Here is a 13,247-nt window from a genome sequence, read left to right as displayed (position 1 = left end):
GCAAGACCATCCATGATTAGCCGAAAAACTCATATGGCCTTCACGGCGTCATTGGACGCCGTCCACCGCAGTTCGTTCAGTGAATGCCTTCTCAATTGCGCATAAGGCCGTTCTTCGCTGGGCACCGAAACGTCGCATTATCGGGAGTGGAACCAGATTACTATCATTTAGACATATCTAGCCGACAGCGGATGCCAGCCCGACAGTATAGCTTACGAGAAACTCAGCTTGGGCTGACCTTCCCAGGGATGGACGTGGCGCGCCGGTTACCCAATTTGACCACTGATTACCGAAACGTCTTCTCCTGGATATGCCATGGAACGGGAGCGGATGCCGGCTTCCAGCAAGGATCGAGGGTTTTTGCAAGTTTGTCGGCCCAGGCCGCAGGTGAGCGTTTCGCCAAATATCCTTGGTACCGGACCTGACGTAGATAATAGGGAAACTCGACCGTGATCGTGTCGGCATGAAGCACCAACTCAAACTCGGTCTCAGGGGTTGGCTTCAGGGTTTCAGATGTCACCCATATAAGACTATTGCCCTCGGCCAGGACTTCCATGGCTCCGGGGCAAGTTACAAGATCCGCCTCCATCCACTCCATACCGACAGTATCGAGCACTTTCGCGGTCTCATAAGGATTTGCCGGTTTTTGGGCTGAGACTTTGCCAATCAGCGCCGTGCCTCGCCAGCGAGGTCGCTCCATCTTCTCAATTACGGGTGCCCGCACCATTCGGGCGCGGCGGCCCATGTGGCACTCTTTTGTGCGTTCGTTCAGGCATCCGTTACGTATCGCTATCGAATACACAGGCCAACCATAATCGTCACCACGGTAGGCAAAGCGGACGAGGTCCTGACCGTTCTCTTCTTGAAAGAATTTACTTGGATCAAAAGCCAAAGCCGATACGACATCCCGGGTCTCAAACATCGGATTTGGCGTTTCAGCTGACGCACTGGCTGTCACGACCAACACAAGACCGGCAACCGTGGCTAACAACTTCATAGACATCGCTCCCTTGTTCCTTGCGCAAAGATAGGACGGCGCCATTCCGTTGACGAGAACAAATTTTTTGGAAAGCGTGTATGCGGAACAGGGCGAAGGTCTACGGTTTAAAGCCTGAGCAGTCTTACGGTTCCTCTGGCTCGGGATGTCTGTCAAAAACGGCCTGCGCCGCATTCAGGCCGTTAATCGCCGCAGGGAACCCGGCATAGACTGACATCTGCATGATGATTTCCAGGATTTCCTCCCGCGTCAGGCCGACATTCAGCCCGGCTGCGATATGAACCTCCAACTGCGGACGTGCATTCCCAATCGCGGTCAAGGCCGCAATGGTGGCGATCTCACGGGATTTTAGATCCAGTTGCGGGCGCGCGTAAATATCGCCGAACGGATATTCGATCAGATAGCGCGCGAAATCTGGTGAAATCTTCCTCATACTTTCGACCACCACCTCGCCATCCCGACCGTCTATGGCCTTAAGTTGGTTCAGTCCTCGGGTGTAGCGATCGTTCATGGGCGTGTGCTCCTGTGTTTGGGCGAAGACGTGACTGGTTGTCACCGATAGTGTTGCGGCCATCAGAACCGCTATGAACCTGCGCATCTCTATCTCCTTGCCGATGGGGAGATCACTCTCCCGCAAACCCCTTCACCACTCCAATTCATTCTGATAGAGTTTGACATGCGCCAAATTCATATCTCCAGGCTCGACCTTAACCTCCTGAAGATGTTCGATGCCCTCATGACGGAACGCCATGTCACCCGGGCAGGTGAACGTATCGGCCTGACCCAATCCGGTGTCAGCCATGCACTCAGCCGGCTACGGGTATTGCTAAACGATCCACTGTTTGTCCGCACCCCCAAGGGCATGATGCCAACTAAAACCGCTATAGATATGGCCGACGATGTCCATGCACTGCTGGAACACGCCCAAAGTCTGCTGACACCACGCCGTCATTTTGATCCGGTCACCAGTGAGAGAGTGTTTCGGCTAGCCACGCGCCAACTTGGCTGACCTTTAGCAGTCTCTACTGAGGTATGCTGCAAAGCGCCCAATGCGGACATTCTAGGGTGGGGGGTGAAACCTCCGTAGCGGACATTTACCGACGGACCCCATTTTCTTGGAAGGGGGCCATACTTCTGAAACCAAAGCTCGGAAAACGGCGACGATTCGGCCCAAACTGGAGGAGTTGGCAGCAGCGAGTTATCTCGTCTTAACGCTTCTTTTCCTGACGAGCCGGTTCAAACGTAAAATAGAAGTTGGAATCGATGTTAGCGGTGGAAAAATCCAAAGTCGTTGGCTCAGACAAATGATCTTGCCCATCCTGTTTGACATGCAAAATCCGTCCCGGAAGGTCCGAGCGTTTCAAGTATTTGCGTGGGCGATTTTTAATTGCGCTCATCAGTAATTGGTAAAGAGCTTTCTAAGCTCTTTCTCCGTAATCGATTTATTGCAGGCATCACCAACTCGACGCCGTGCCCCTCCATTCACAGATTTGTAGCAGATTGAACTTCCATCAGCGTTAACAGTCACCTCATATGATGTTCCGTTTTCGTTCTTTGTCCAGACTTTTTTGTCTGCATGAGGGGCATAGTTCCAGTCCAGACATTCCCCGTCAATACCAGCAAGGGCGTTTGCTACGTCTATTGCGGATTTGTAGCGGCCATTCGGATTTCCAGAAGCTCCCTTGCCTCATCGCGCTGCTTGCGCGCTTCCTTCAGTGTGGTGGCCGGATAAGACCCTAAGGCCAGTTGCTTCTCTTTCCCGTCAAATCGGTATTTCAGGCGCCATAGCTTGGAACCAGAGGGCGAAACCAGGATATGAAGTCCGCCGTCATCGAAGAGTTTGTAAGCTGCGTTTTTGCCTTTGGCAGAACGGATTGCGGTGTCTGAGAGGGCCATTTGGGGGCATCGCCTTTCTAAGATGGCGGTGATGCCCCCAATCGTGCCCCCAAACACTCAGGATTTGGTCGGACGTCGTCGGACTTCACCGGATCGAACAAGGCCTAACCTACCATATTTAAAGGGTTTTTTCAACTTACCGGACTTGTGCGGAAGGTATAATGGTGCCTGGAGCCGGAATCGAACCAGCGACACGCGGATTTTCAATCCGCTGCTCTACCAACTGAGCTATCCAGGCACGCTTACACCAATAAAAGCTTGGCATCGCCGAAAGCTTGGTTCCTTGCGGCGGGAGGCAGGTCTATAGGCGAGGATTTAAGTCATGGCAAGCCGCTGCTGCGCCCATTTTACAAAAAATCCGTCTAAATCCCGTCATCTTCTTCAAAAGATGAGGATAAGTTGCCGGTGTCCGCACCGTCCTGATCGCTGTCGTCAACGCTTAATCCGCCTGCACCATCGATGACATAATCGCCTTGCAGCCAGTGAACCAGATCGACATCGGCGCAGCGTTTAGAGCAAAACGGTGTGTAGTCGCGCGCCGCATTGGGAAGCGTGGCGTCAGGCGCATCATAAGCTTGCTGGCAGCGGGCACAAAATCGGATCGCCATGGTGTGATCCTATACAATCTTTCCGGCCATCGGAGCCGCATCGTCACGTTCAAGCTTCAGACGCGCGGTCAGCGGGTCAAGCGAGCCTTTAATATAGTCGCGCACGGCGTCAATCACCACGGACGACGCTCGGATCGTCAGCAACCGCCCGCCGTCATGACGGCCTGCCTCGGCGGCCTGTCGCAGCAGCAGACGCGCCGCGCGGTCGGGACGCAGCCGCCCGGCCTCATCATAAGCCCGATCTCGCAAAGGGGCAGCCCCCCACGGTCGGATGAACTCAAGCGTGCCGAACTTGGTCACCGGCGCTATGATCAGGCGGGCGGCCTCATCACCAAACGCTGTCTGCGCCAGGCCGCGGATGATATCCGCATCGTGTCTGCGCCCAATCAGGTCAACCACCACAAGGCCCGCCAGATTGGATAGCCGCAACCGCCGCGCCACCTCGAATATCGCCCGCTCATTGCACTGGCGCGCCCATTGTTTGGGTGACGCGGCGATAGTGTCCGCCGCACCCGCATCTAAATCGCAGGCGATCAGAGCGCGGGTCGGCTCGATGCTCAAATAGCCACCGTCCGGCATCGGGCCTGACGGCGACAGAGCCTCGGATTCGGCGGCATCGAGATAGTCTGCGGCCTCTTCGCCCTCAACCACACAGGCGTCCGGTGCGTGGCGTAGCAGTGCCACCTTAAGCGACACCGGCGGCGTTATCCGGCGCGGTTCGCCATCAAGCAGCTTAATGAAATTGGCGCGGGCACGCTTGTCACGACGGGCCTCCGCAATCATCTCTACCTCAACCGCCGCCCCCAAAGGCGGCACCTTAATGTTTTGCGGCAGATCCAGCACGGCCTCGATGCCATCCGCCAGGGTCAGGAAATTGACCCCACCAGCCCGGCCCGACAGCCGCGCTACCGAGCGCACACCAACCCGAGCACACGACGGCTCAATCTCAAGCCCTTCGTCATAATAGTGGGGCTGGCCGTTGAGATAAAGTGCTGCGCGCGCAATCCCGAACCGGCTATGGTAATAAAGAACCGCGCTCATGCGACTTTGTACCCCGCGCCCTCCAGCAGGCAGCGGGTTTCATAAAGCGGCAAGCCGACCACCGACGTATAGCTGCCGACCAGTTGGGTCACATAACCACCGGCAATGCCCTGAATGCCGTAGCCCCCGGCCTTGCCCAGACCCTCACCGGAAGCGACATAGGCTTTGAGTTCCACAGCGCTCAAACGCTTAAACCCCAGACGTGTCTCAACTACCCGCGCCGATACCCGTCCACCTGGGGCAATAGCCGCAACACCCGTTAACACCCGATGATTACGGCCGGACAGCAGTTTAAGGCAATCCGCCACCTCCTGATCGGTCTCGGCCTTGGGCAGGATGCGGCGGCCCACACACACCACCGTATCGGCGGCCAGCACAAATCCGGGCGTCTCAAGTGCTGCAAACACAGCGTTCGCCTTGGCTCGGCTGAGACGTCCGGCCAACTCGCGCGGAGTTTCAAGTTTTAACGGAGTCTCATCCAGATCAGCCGCCACAACCCGGTCAGGCACGATGCCGATCTGTTGCAAAAGCGCCAGCCGTCGGGGGCTGGCGCTGGCCAAAATAAGGTTTGCGGTCACGCCCATCACCGGAGCGGAAGCTTACTTAAAGCGGTAGGTGATACGACCCTTAGTCAGGTCATAAGGCGTCATTTCGACCATGATCTTGTCGCCGGCCAAGACGCGGATGCGGTTTTTGCGCATCTTGCCCGCCGTATGGGCGATGATTTCGTGATCGTTCTCAAGCTTCACGCGAAAGGTCGCATTCGGCAGCAGTTCAATGACGGTACCCGGAAACTCTAAAAGCTCTTCTTTTGCCATACGGCCTTCTCAAAAAATTGGGGAACAGTGCGAATCTTACACGCATTCGCGCGGGCGCTCCGTTCAGGAGCGCCTCCTTTATACCTATTAGGGTTTGGAGAAAAGTAAAAAGACGTTAAGCGAAGAAAAGCCCCGGTGCGGGGGCGCACACCGGGGCTTTTTGACTACAGTCATTTATGCAGCTTAGAACTTACGGACAAGGTTCAAAGACACCGTGTCGGAATCGCCGTGCTTTTCACGGTACTCCGAGCGCGTGTAGTCGCCGCGGACAGCATAGGTGTCATTGACCTTATACTGGGCACCGACGCCGTAATCGAAGGCATTGCCGTTTTCGACCATGTTGACGCCTTCCGGGCGCTTAAGGCGGGTGTTGGACACACCGGCGCGACCGATCAGTTCAATGTTTTCGGTCACCGGCAGATAACCTACGGCATAGGCCCCCAGACGGTGGGTCTGCTTATAGGTGCCGGTGGCGTTGGTATCGGAATTGGTGCCGACGGCCGCCTCACCTTCGACGCCAAAGTGCGGGGTAATCTTTTTACCCACACGGGCATTGATTGAATTCAGGCTGGAATCGGATTTGGAGGTCTTTGAGTTCTGGACGCCGATCGACCCATAGGTTTCAGCGCTGGCGATACCGGCGGTGGCCACCAGAGCCAGGGCAGCGGCAGAGGCGATGATCTTGTTCATGGGTATGCTCCTATTTTTACTTTCAGGGGTGGGATGTGATCCCGACGAAACGCACAAACAATTTCGCGTTCCGACCTGAATGAATATAGGCGCTGAGATCAGGGCATGTGTGACCCTTGCGAGGTGATTTCGGGGCATTTGATGACAAATGTGGCGCATTTGCCCCGATCCCGCCACCTTGATGAACGATCGTTCATCTACATTAAATTTTAGTCATTTCAACGGGATGCGGCAAATAAAAATGCGATGAGGAAAGCCCTGCCAAAACCATCAGTCACAGCAAATGCGGCCTTTATGCAACAGCCGGATCGCCATTAAATTAATGCCGATCCTTTTTTGACGCGCATTTATTTCCGAAAACCGCTGCACACTTTTCGGAATGCGCTCTAGCTCCGCAAATGCAGGGCATGAACCAGCGTAAACAGGCGGCGCGCCGTTTCATGGTCAATGGCGATCTTACCCGCCAGCCGCTCGGTCAGCAGTTCGGCCCCTTCGTTGTGAACCCCGCGGCGGCCCATGTCGATCGACTCGATCTGGGTCGGCGTCGCGTTCTTCAAGGCATCATGATAGCTTTCGCAGATCATGGCATAGTCGCGCGAGATTTGCTTGAACGGCGCCAGCGACAGCATGAACTTGCGCGCATAGTCCGGCCCCGTCACATCGAACACTAACCGACTGTCTTCATAGGCCAGCCGCAGATCATAGGGCCCCTCGCCGCCACCATCGGGCGTGAAGCTGTTCTTTTCGATCAGATCGAAAATGGCGACCTTGCGTTCATGCTCCACTTCGGGAGTGGCCGCGGATAGGCTATTGTCATCAATCTCGATACGGGCCAAACGCATGGGTTTTAGTCCTCTATATTATGGTTAGGCACGGACTGAGCGCGGTGGGGGGCGGCCAGATCCATCAGCAGTATATCAAGACATTCAACTTCAAGGCAGAGCTGATTGCCTTGCGGCCCCGCAAAGGTCAGCAGCAACTCGTATGCCCCGTCCGCAAGCGGCTTAGCCTCCATAGTCAGCACGCTCAACGCCTGCACTCGGCGTTTAAGATCAATCCCACGCGACCTGACCTTAAGCACACTATGGATTTGCAGCACGCACGGCGCGCGTAGCGGCACAGACGTCACCTGTTCATGGCAAAAGCGGTTCATGCGCAGCATGAAATGACGCGCCTTCGGGTCATAGTTCAGGCCGACCCCACGCAGGGCGGCATCCTGAATAAGGGCAGCGATCGGCATGACATCTTCGGCCGACTGCGCCATCAGGCGCAACGGTTTGGGCTGTGATCGTTTTTTAAAAAGCCCGAACATTCGCCAGCCCTATTCCAGTTCTTCAGGCAAGGGTTCATCACCTTTTAGGCGCTTGATCTTCGCCCCGCAGGCCGACAGCTTGCCTTCAAGATTTTCAAAACCACGATCCAGATGGTAGACGCGATTGACAATGGTTTCCCCTCGCGCCGCTAAGCCCGCAATGACCAGACAGGCCGAAGCCCGCAGATCAGTCGCCATCACCTGCGCCCCGCGAAGTTCCTCAACCCCATGCACCCGCGCTTCCGGGCCGTGAACCGTGATGTCGGTTCCCAGACGGCCCAGTTCAGGTACGTGCATGAAGCGGTTCTCAAAGATCGTCTCACGGATAACGCTTTCGCCGTCGGCCATGGTCATCAGGGCCATGAACTGAGCCTGAAGGTCGGTGGCAAAGCCCGGATAGACGCCGGTCGTCACATCAACCGGCTTCAGGCGGCCCGCGCCGCGTTTGATGGTGACTGTGTCGGCGGTCGTCGAAATCTCACACCCAGCCTCGACCATCTTATCGAGCAATATCTGGATAAGCTCCGGCCGCACATTGGTCAGGCGCACTTCGCCGCCCGCCATAGCCCCGGCCACGGCGTATGTGCCGGCTTCGATCCGGTCGCAGATGACGCTCCAGTCAGCCCCATGGAGCGACGTGACGCCTTCGACCACGATCGTCGGCGTACCGGCACCAGAGACCTTGGCCCCCATCGCATTCAGGCATAGGGCGAGGTCTTCGATTTCCGGCTCACAGGCGGCGTTTTTAAACACGGTCGTGCCCTGCGCTAGAGTCGCGGCCATCAGAGCGTGTTCGGTGGCGCCGACGCTGACGAACGGAAACTCAATCTCGGCCCCTTTGAGCCCACGCGGGGCCTGGGCGAACACATAGCCTTCGTGCATGTCGATATGGGCACCCAAAGCCTCAAGGGCTTTGAGATGCAGATCAACCGGCCGCGCGCCGATGGTGCAGCCACCGGGCAGAGATACCTTGGCGTGGCCGGTACGCGCCAGCAGCGGACCCAGCACATTGAACGACGCCCGCATCTGACGTACCAGATCATAGGGCGCAAAGGCCGAGGTGATTTCCGGCGTGTGCAGGATCGTTTCTTGACCGTCAACCCCAACGGTTTCGGTGATCTGCGTCCCCAAACGGGTCAGCAATCGCCCCAGAAGGCGGGTATCAGCCAGACGCGGCATATTGGTCAGGCGCAGCGGCTCGGAGGTCAGCAATGACGCCGCCATCAGCTTGATGGCCGAGTTTTTAGCCCCGCTGATGGGGATATCGCCGAACAGGGGTGTGCCGCCTTCGATGGCTATACGATCCATAAATACGCCTTATAAACTTTTAAATGCAGGGCCAGAGACAACTCACAGCGCGGATTAGCGGTTCTACATCGAATACAGACGATGGCAACACCGTTTTATCTATCGTCCTGGGGTGTAGGGCTATCCGTGGCCGAGGTGGGGCTTGTGGCCGCCTTACGGCGCTTAAGATTATGACGCAGGGCGTCAGCCAGACGCCGGGCCTTATCGGCCTGAGCTTTGGTGCGCACCTCTTCGGGTGTGGGGGCAGCGGGTTTTTCAGACATGGCGGTAATCTGTGTGAGATTGTAAATGGGTTATAGGCTATTCCAACCGAAGCCTTAACACGCTTTTAGCGCGAAAACAGCTTAAGAAGCCCCCCAATACCTGTCATTAAGCCCAAATGAAGAAGGCCCGAACCCTTTAGGGGCCGGGCCTTCGTGGTGCCGCCGAGAAGGATTGAACTTCCGACCTCAGCCTTACCAAGGATGCGCTCTACCACTGAGCTACGGCGGCTTAAGACGGTGTCAAACACCGGCTGAGGGGTGCGGCTATAGCGAAACTTATCCGGCAACGCAAAGCAAAAAATGATATAATCTGTGAATTATTGCCAAAAGGGGCTGTTTAATAACCCGCCAATGCTTTGTGGATCAAGGCGGCATTTATTATACCCAAATTACGGGCCAGATCCGTTTCCTTGATCTTCGCGTATTAGGCCTGCGAAACAGGGGGGACGTGGCTTTATGAATACATCAGTTATATGGGTGGGCCTGATCAGCTTTTGCGCGCTGGCACTTTTGTTTTGCTACCTGGTGTTTAAATTTATTCCAGAGGAAAAAGATGACGATGACGATTCTCATCATCTTTAAACCAGAGCTTGTTTAAATGAAATCAATCAGATAGGCAACCAGCGGATCATCGGCGGGCGGCATGGGGTAGTTGCGCATGTCCTTGGCCTTGACCCATTTGATGGCCTGATGCTCGATGGCCGTGGGTTGCCCTTCCCAGCGGCGGATCAGGTAAAGCGGCATCAGCAGGTGAAAGGCCTCATAGGTGTGAGACGCGAACACAAACGGCGCCAGACACGCCTGCTTGACGGTAATGCCCAATTCTTCGTGCAATTCACGGATTAAGGCCGCTTCGGGGGTTTCCCCAGCCTCGACCTTACCGCCCGGAAACTCCCACAGCCCCGCCAGTTGCTTGCCCTCCGGCCGCTGAGCGATCAGCACACTCCCGTCATCATCAACAAGAGCCGCAGCGACGACTAGGATGGTTTTCATAGAGCGCTCACAACATCGGTTTGGGAAAAATCATTGCCGACGAACAGCAACGGACATTCATAAGCCTTGGCGGTAACATAGGAAAAACAGTCCATAAGATTTAAGGACGCTTTGTGCCGCCCCTTCCCCCACGCCATGTAGGCCGCTGTGACCATTTCAGCGACATGCTCATCTGCGGGAACGATCTCGATATCAAGACGGTCTATCAAGGTCTGCAAATCCCCCAAAAAGCCACGATGGCCGGCAACGACAGAAACCTCCGCCAGAATAGCCGCTGAAATAAGTAATCTTTCCGCCGTTTCTAACACCTCTATGCAGGCGTGACCGGTTGGCTCTTTCAATACAATTGAAATAAGCGCCGAACTATCGACGACAATCATCCAGGCAAACCATCATCGCCGTAAAGGAAATCAGCCGCATGCGCCGCATCGGGGCCTGGTGCCACTTTCGCACCCGCGTTTTTCTGAAACTCTTCTAAAAGCTTGCGCCGTTCTTCAGGCCTAAGCCGGGCCCTGACCGGCACAAGTCGCACCGCCGCGTGGCCGTGGCGGGTCAGAATAACCTCATCCCCCGCTTCGGCACGGCGCACCAGATCGGTGAGTTGAGCCTTAGCGTCAGTTACGGAAATAAACATGGTGACCTCCGCTCATAATTTAGACCATTTATTGGTCCAGATCAAGCGATAGGAGCACAACTTTAAACTGGTATATTAATACCCGTTATTGACGACAACGAAGCAATGACCCTAAGACCGCGATTTTAGCTGCGGTAGTCGCCGTTGATGCTAATATAGCCATGTGTCAAGTCGCAGGTATAGACATGCGCCGCGCCGCGGCCGACGCCGACATCGACGCTGACTTCTAACTCGGCGTTTTTCATATAGGCGCTCATGGCGGCCTCATCATACCCTAGCGACACCGCACCGTTTTCGGCAGCCACAAGGTCACCAAACTTGATCGAGATACGGTCGCGATCAACCTCTTCTTCGGTCTTACCCACCGCCATGACGATCCGGCCCCAGTTGGCGTCTTCGCCCGCAAAGGCGGTCTTGACCAGCGGGCTTTCGGCAATCGACTTGGCGATCTTGCGCGCTGATGCCGGTGATGACGCGCCAGTCACATTGATCTTGACCAACTTGCGCGCCCCTTCGCCATCGCGCACCAGTTGGATGGCGAGGGTGTGCATGACCTTTTCCAGCTTGACGCGGAAATCGGCCAGCCGCCGGTCACCGGCTCTGGAGATCTTCGCCGACCGCGACGCCCCGGTGGCAAACAGCAGCGCTGTGTCATTGGTCGAGGTATCGCCATCAACCGTCACGCAATTGAACGTCGTGCGGGTATAGAGCCCGAGCAGTGATTGCAGCACGCCCGCCGACAGATTGGCGTCGGTCACGATAAAGGCCAGCATAGTCGCCATATCGGGCGCGATCATGCCGGAGCCCTTGGCGATCCCGGCGATACGCACTTCGACGCCGTCGATTTCGGCAAATTCGTAGGCGCCCTTGGGGAAGGTGTCGGTAGTCATGATCGCCTGCGCCGCCTGATGCCAGGCATCGGCTTTGAAACCGGCGTCGATTTCCGGCAGCTTGGCGGCGATCTTGGCGTCGTCCAGCACCTGCCCGATCACACCTGTTGAGGCCAGCATGATGTCGCGCTGACGGCAATCCAGACGCCGCGATACCGCGGCGGCGGTCCGGCGGGCGGCATCGGCGCCCAGTTTGCCCGTAAAGGCATTGGCGCACCCGGCATTGACCACCAGCGCACGGATGTCGCTGCCTTCGTTAGCCGCCAGTTGCTTTTTGCACCAGTCAACGGGTGCAGAACCAATCGTGTGGCGGGTAAAGACGCCCGCCGCCGTGGTGCCTTCGATAAACTTCATAACCAGCAGGTCGGGCCGGACGTGCTTATAGAATCCGGCGCTGGCTATGGCGATTTCGACCCCCGCCACCACCGGCATGACCGGCAAGGGCTGCATCAGCGGCGACACCTCAAGCCCCGGTTTTCCGGTGGTAGGTTTCGCGGGCTCAACCGACGCAGGCGTGCCCAGGCCGGCCATTTCCGCCCCTGTCTGCACGGCGCGTTTCAGCGCATTCGCCAACGGGTCGAGCGCACGCTCCAGACCGCTTGATGGCGAAGACGATGAGGCACCGGAAGTCGGGGTTTTAGTCACAGGCAATCTCCACAAAACAGACAGGCTAAGCCCCTTATCAGAGGCTAAACCGTTCGCCAAATAAAGATTTTACAAACCTATCGCGCTGCGGGTGCAGGTGCGGCTGAGGCCGCCTCGGATGCCGATTCTGATGCCATTTCGACCACCTGAGACGCCGAGGCCGGTTCCTGATCGGCCCCAACCCCAAAGTCGGAATCCTTGACCAGCATTTTGACATCGGCCTTATCGCGCAGCTTAGTCAGCAGGATGCGCACCTGATCATAGGTCAAAAAGCGCAGGATCTGCGGGCGGGCTTCATCCAGCGACAGAGGCTGTTCCTGACGGCGATCCTCGACCTTCAAAATCGCAAAGCCGCCATCAATCTCAATGGGACCGGCGATCTGACCGGGCTTGGCGTTGGCCAGCACGCCCTTATAGGCCGCCGGCATGACGTCGGTGGTGAAATAGCCCATATCGCCGCCATTAAAGCGCGTCGCCTGATCGGTCGATTTCTCCATCGCCAGCGCCTCAAACATCGATCCGGCCTCAAGCTGCTTGATGATCGCCTCGCCCTCTTCGCGGGTGCGAGTCATGATCAGGCGGGCGCGGATTTCTTCGGACTGCTTGGCGAGTTTGAGCTGTTCTTCGTAAAGGTTCTTGACCGCATTATCATCAATCGCCGCATCGACCGTATTTTCGACCAGCATGTCGCCTAAGATGCGCTCGCGCGCGGCGGCCAGTCGGCGTTGGGCGACGATAGATTTATCAAGGCCGTTTTTGACCGCCTCACGCGCCAGAAGCTTTTGGTCGATGACTTCCTCCAGCATCCGCCGGAACAGGTCAGAGGTGATATCGAGCGGCTCACCTTCACCGATCAGGCCTTGTGCGACCGCTTCGTTGCGCACGTCGGACGCCCACACCGTCTGGTCTTCGATCTTGGCCACAGCGGTGTCGCCAGGCTCCGGCGCAGGCTCATTTATAGAGGGTTTATCACAGGCCGAAATGACCAGAGCCATCATCAAACCGGTCACCGCCAGAACTATTTTACCCTTACCCATGCCAAACCCCATATATCCGCTCCCCAAATATGCCCTTAGCTGCGGTGTACGTTGACATACACCAGTTGGCCGCTTAAGTCAGTCCCCGCGCTTGAATAAGGCGCAAACCATACTA

At 56.6% G+C, this 13,247-nt stretch carries 18 protein-coding genes and 2 tRNA genes; 1 reads left to right on the top strand and 19 read right to left on the bottom strand.

Annotated features, from left to right (window positions below; all coding sequences use genetic code 11):
• Positions 1 to 286 precede the first annotated feature (286 nt).
• Together OVA03_RS16165 and OVA03_RS16160 are read right to left on the bottom strand one after the other, a co-directional pair.
• On the bottom strand, positions 287 to 997 hold the full coding sequence (locus OVA03_RS16165) for a hypothetical protein (protein ID WP_267526055.1): 711 nt from the start codon (positions 995 to 997) through the stop codon (positions 287 to 289).
• Between the two features lie 124 nt (positions 998 to 1,121).
• The gene (locus OVA03_RS16160; protein WP_267526054.1) at positions 1,122 to 1,595 is read right to left on the bottom strand and encodes a carboxymuconolactone decarboxylase family protein; all 474 of its coding nucleotides are present in this window, start codon (positions 1,593 to 1,595) and stop codon (positions 1,122 to 1,124) included.
• A 78-nt stretch (positions 1,596 to 1,673) separates the two neighbouring features.
• Between OVA03_RS16160 and OVA03_RS16155 the strand changes: the two genes are divergently transcribed.
• Positions 1,674 to 2,006, top strand: coding sequence for a LysR family transcriptional regulator (locus OVA03_RS16155; protein ID WP_267526053.1), 333 nt, complete (start codon positions 1,674 to 1,676; stop codon positions 2,004 to 2,006).
• Between the two features lie 629 nt (positions 2,007 to 2,635).
• On the opposite strand, the gene OVA03_RS16150 is transcribed toward OVA03_RS16155, so the two are convergent.
• The 17 genes from OVA03_RS16150 to OVA03_RS16070 form a co-directional block, all read right to left on the bottom strand.
• Complete coding sequence (locus tag OVA03_RS16150; RefSeq protein WP_267526052.1) at positions 2,636 to 2,893, bottom strand: Arm DNA-binding domain-containing protein; 258 nt, start codon at positions 2,891 to 2,893, stop codon at positions 2,636 to 2,638.
• 162 nt (positions 2,894 to 3,055) lie between these two features.
• Positions 3,056 to 3,131: transfer RNA gene (locus OVA03_RS16145), tRNA-Phe, on the bottom strand.
• A gap of 124 nt (positions 3,132 to 3,255) precedes the next feature.
• Positions 3,256 to 3,501 carry a DNA gyrase inhibitor YacG gene (locus OVA03_RS16140; protein ID WP_267526051.1) on the bottom strand — a complete coding sequence of 82 codons (246 nt, stop codon included), beginning with the start codon at positions 3,499 to 3,501 and terminating at the stop codon, positions 3,256 to 3,258.
• A 9-nt stretch (positions 3,502 to 3,510) separates the two neighbouring features.
• Positions 3,511 to 4,542 carry a ribonuclease E/G gene (locus OVA03_RS16135; RefSeq protein WP_267526050.1) on the bottom strand — a complete coding sequence of 344 codons (1,032 nt, stop codon included), beginning with the start codon at positions 4,540 to 4,542 and terminating at the stop codon, positions 3,511 to 3,513.
• Positions 4,539 to 5,126, bottom strand: coding sequence for a Maf family nucleotide pyrophosphatase (locus OVA03_RS16130; protein WP_267526049.1), 588 nt, complete (start codon positions 5,124 to 5,126; stop codon positions 4,539 to 4,541). Before OVA03_RS16130 ends, OVA03_RS16135 begins: the two co-directional genes overlap by 4 nt.
• Positions 5,127 to 5,141: 15 nt before the next feature.
• Complete coding sequence (infA, locus tag OVA03_RS16125; RefSeq protein WP_189486447.1) at positions 5,142 to 5,360, bottom strand: translation initiation factor IF-1; 219 nt, start codon at positions 5,358 to 5,360, stop codon at positions 5,142 to 5,144.
• 183 nt (positions 5,361 to 5,543) lie between these two features.
• Positions 5,544 to 6,050, bottom strand: coding sequence for a porin family protein (locus OVA03_RS16120; protein WP_267526048.1), 507 nt, complete (start codon positions 6,048 to 6,050; stop codon positions 5,544 to 5,546).
• Positions 6,051 to 6,436: 386 nt separating this feature from the next.
• Complete coding sequence (locus OVA03_RS16115) at positions 6,437 to 6,892, bottom strand: UPF0262 family protein (RefSeq protein WP_267526047.1); 456 nt, start codon at positions 6,890 to 6,892, stop codon at positions 6,437 to 6,439.
• 5 nt (positions 6,893 to 6,897) lie between these two features.
• Positions 6,898 to 7,362, bottom strand: a complete 465-nt coding sequence (locus OVA03_RS16110; protein ID WP_267526046.1) for a DUF2948 family protein — start codon at positions 7,360 to 7,362, stop codon at positions 6,898 to 6,900.
• Between the two features lie 9 nt (positions 7,363 to 7,371).
• The gene (gene murA / locus OVA03_RS16105; RefSeq protein WP_267526045.1) at positions 7,372 to 8,670 is read right to left on the bottom strand and encodes a UDP-N-acetylglucosamine 1-carboxyvinyltransferase; all 1,299 of its coding nucleotides are present in this window, start codon (positions 8,668 to 8,670) and stop codon (positions 7,372 to 7,374) included.
• Positions 8,671 to 8,765: 95 nt separating this feature from the next.
• Positions 8,766 to 8,933: a hypothetical protein gene (locus tag OVA03_RS16100; protein ID WP_267526044.1), complete on the bottom strand. Its 168-nt coding sequence runs from the start codon at positions 8,931 to 8,933 to the stop codon at positions 8,766 to 8,768.
• Positions 8,934 to 9,087: 154 nt separating this feature from the next.
• Positions 9,088 to 9,162 (bottom strand) — tRNA-Thr (locus OVA03_RS16095).
• Between the two features lie 365 nt (positions 9,163 to 9,527).
• Positions 9,528 to 9,926 carry an 8-oxo-dGTP diphosphatase MutT gene (mutT, locus tag OVA03_RS16090; RefSeq protein ID WP_267526043.1) on the bottom strand — a complete coding sequence of 133 codons (399 nt, stop codon included), beginning with the start codon at positions 9,924 to 9,926 and terminating at the stop codon, positions 9,528 to 9,530.
• Positions 9,923 to 10,306, bottom strand: coding sequence for a type II toxin-antitoxin system VapC family toxin (locus OVA03_RS16085; protein ID WP_267526042.1), 384 nt, complete (start codon positions 10,304 to 10,306; stop codon positions 9,923 to 9,925). Before OVA03_RS16085 ends, mutT begins: the two co-directional genes overlap by 4 nt.
• Entirely contained in the window at positions 10,303 to 10,560 is a 258-nt protein-coding gene (locus tag OVA03_RS16080; protein WP_267526041.1) for a type II toxin-antitoxin system Phd/YefM family antitoxin, read from the bottom strand. The genes OVA03_RS16085 and OVA03_RS16080 overlap by 4 nt, the downstream gene beginning before the upstream one ends.
• A 125-nt stretch (positions 10,561 to 10,685) precedes the next feature.
• Positions 10,686 to 12,095 carry a bifunctional glutamate N-acetyltransferase/amino-acid acetyltransferase ArgJ gene (gene argJ / locus OVA03_RS16075; protein WP_267526040.1) on the bottom strand — a complete coding sequence of 470 codons (1,410 nt, stop codon included), beginning with the start codon at positions 12,093 to 12,095 and terminating at the stop codon, positions 10,686 to 10,688.
• A gap of 77 nt (positions 12,096 to 12,172) precedes the next feature.
• On the bottom strand, positions 12,173 to 13,132 hold the full coding sequence (locus OVA03_RS16070; protein WP_267526039.1) for a peptidylprolyl isomerase: 960 nt from the start codon (positions 13,130 to 13,132) through the stop codon (positions 12,173 to 12,175).
• Positions 13,133 to 13,247: the final 115 nt, after the last annotated feature.

This window comes from Asticcacaulis sp. SL142, assembly GCF_026625745.1.
Taxonomy (GTDB): domain Bacteria; phylum Pseudomonadota; class Alphaproteobacteria; order Caulobacterales; family Caulobacteraceae; genus Asticcacaulis.
The sequence above is the reverse complement of the archived record's forward strand: the minus strand, read 5'-3'. Positions and strand labels throughout refer to the sequence as shown.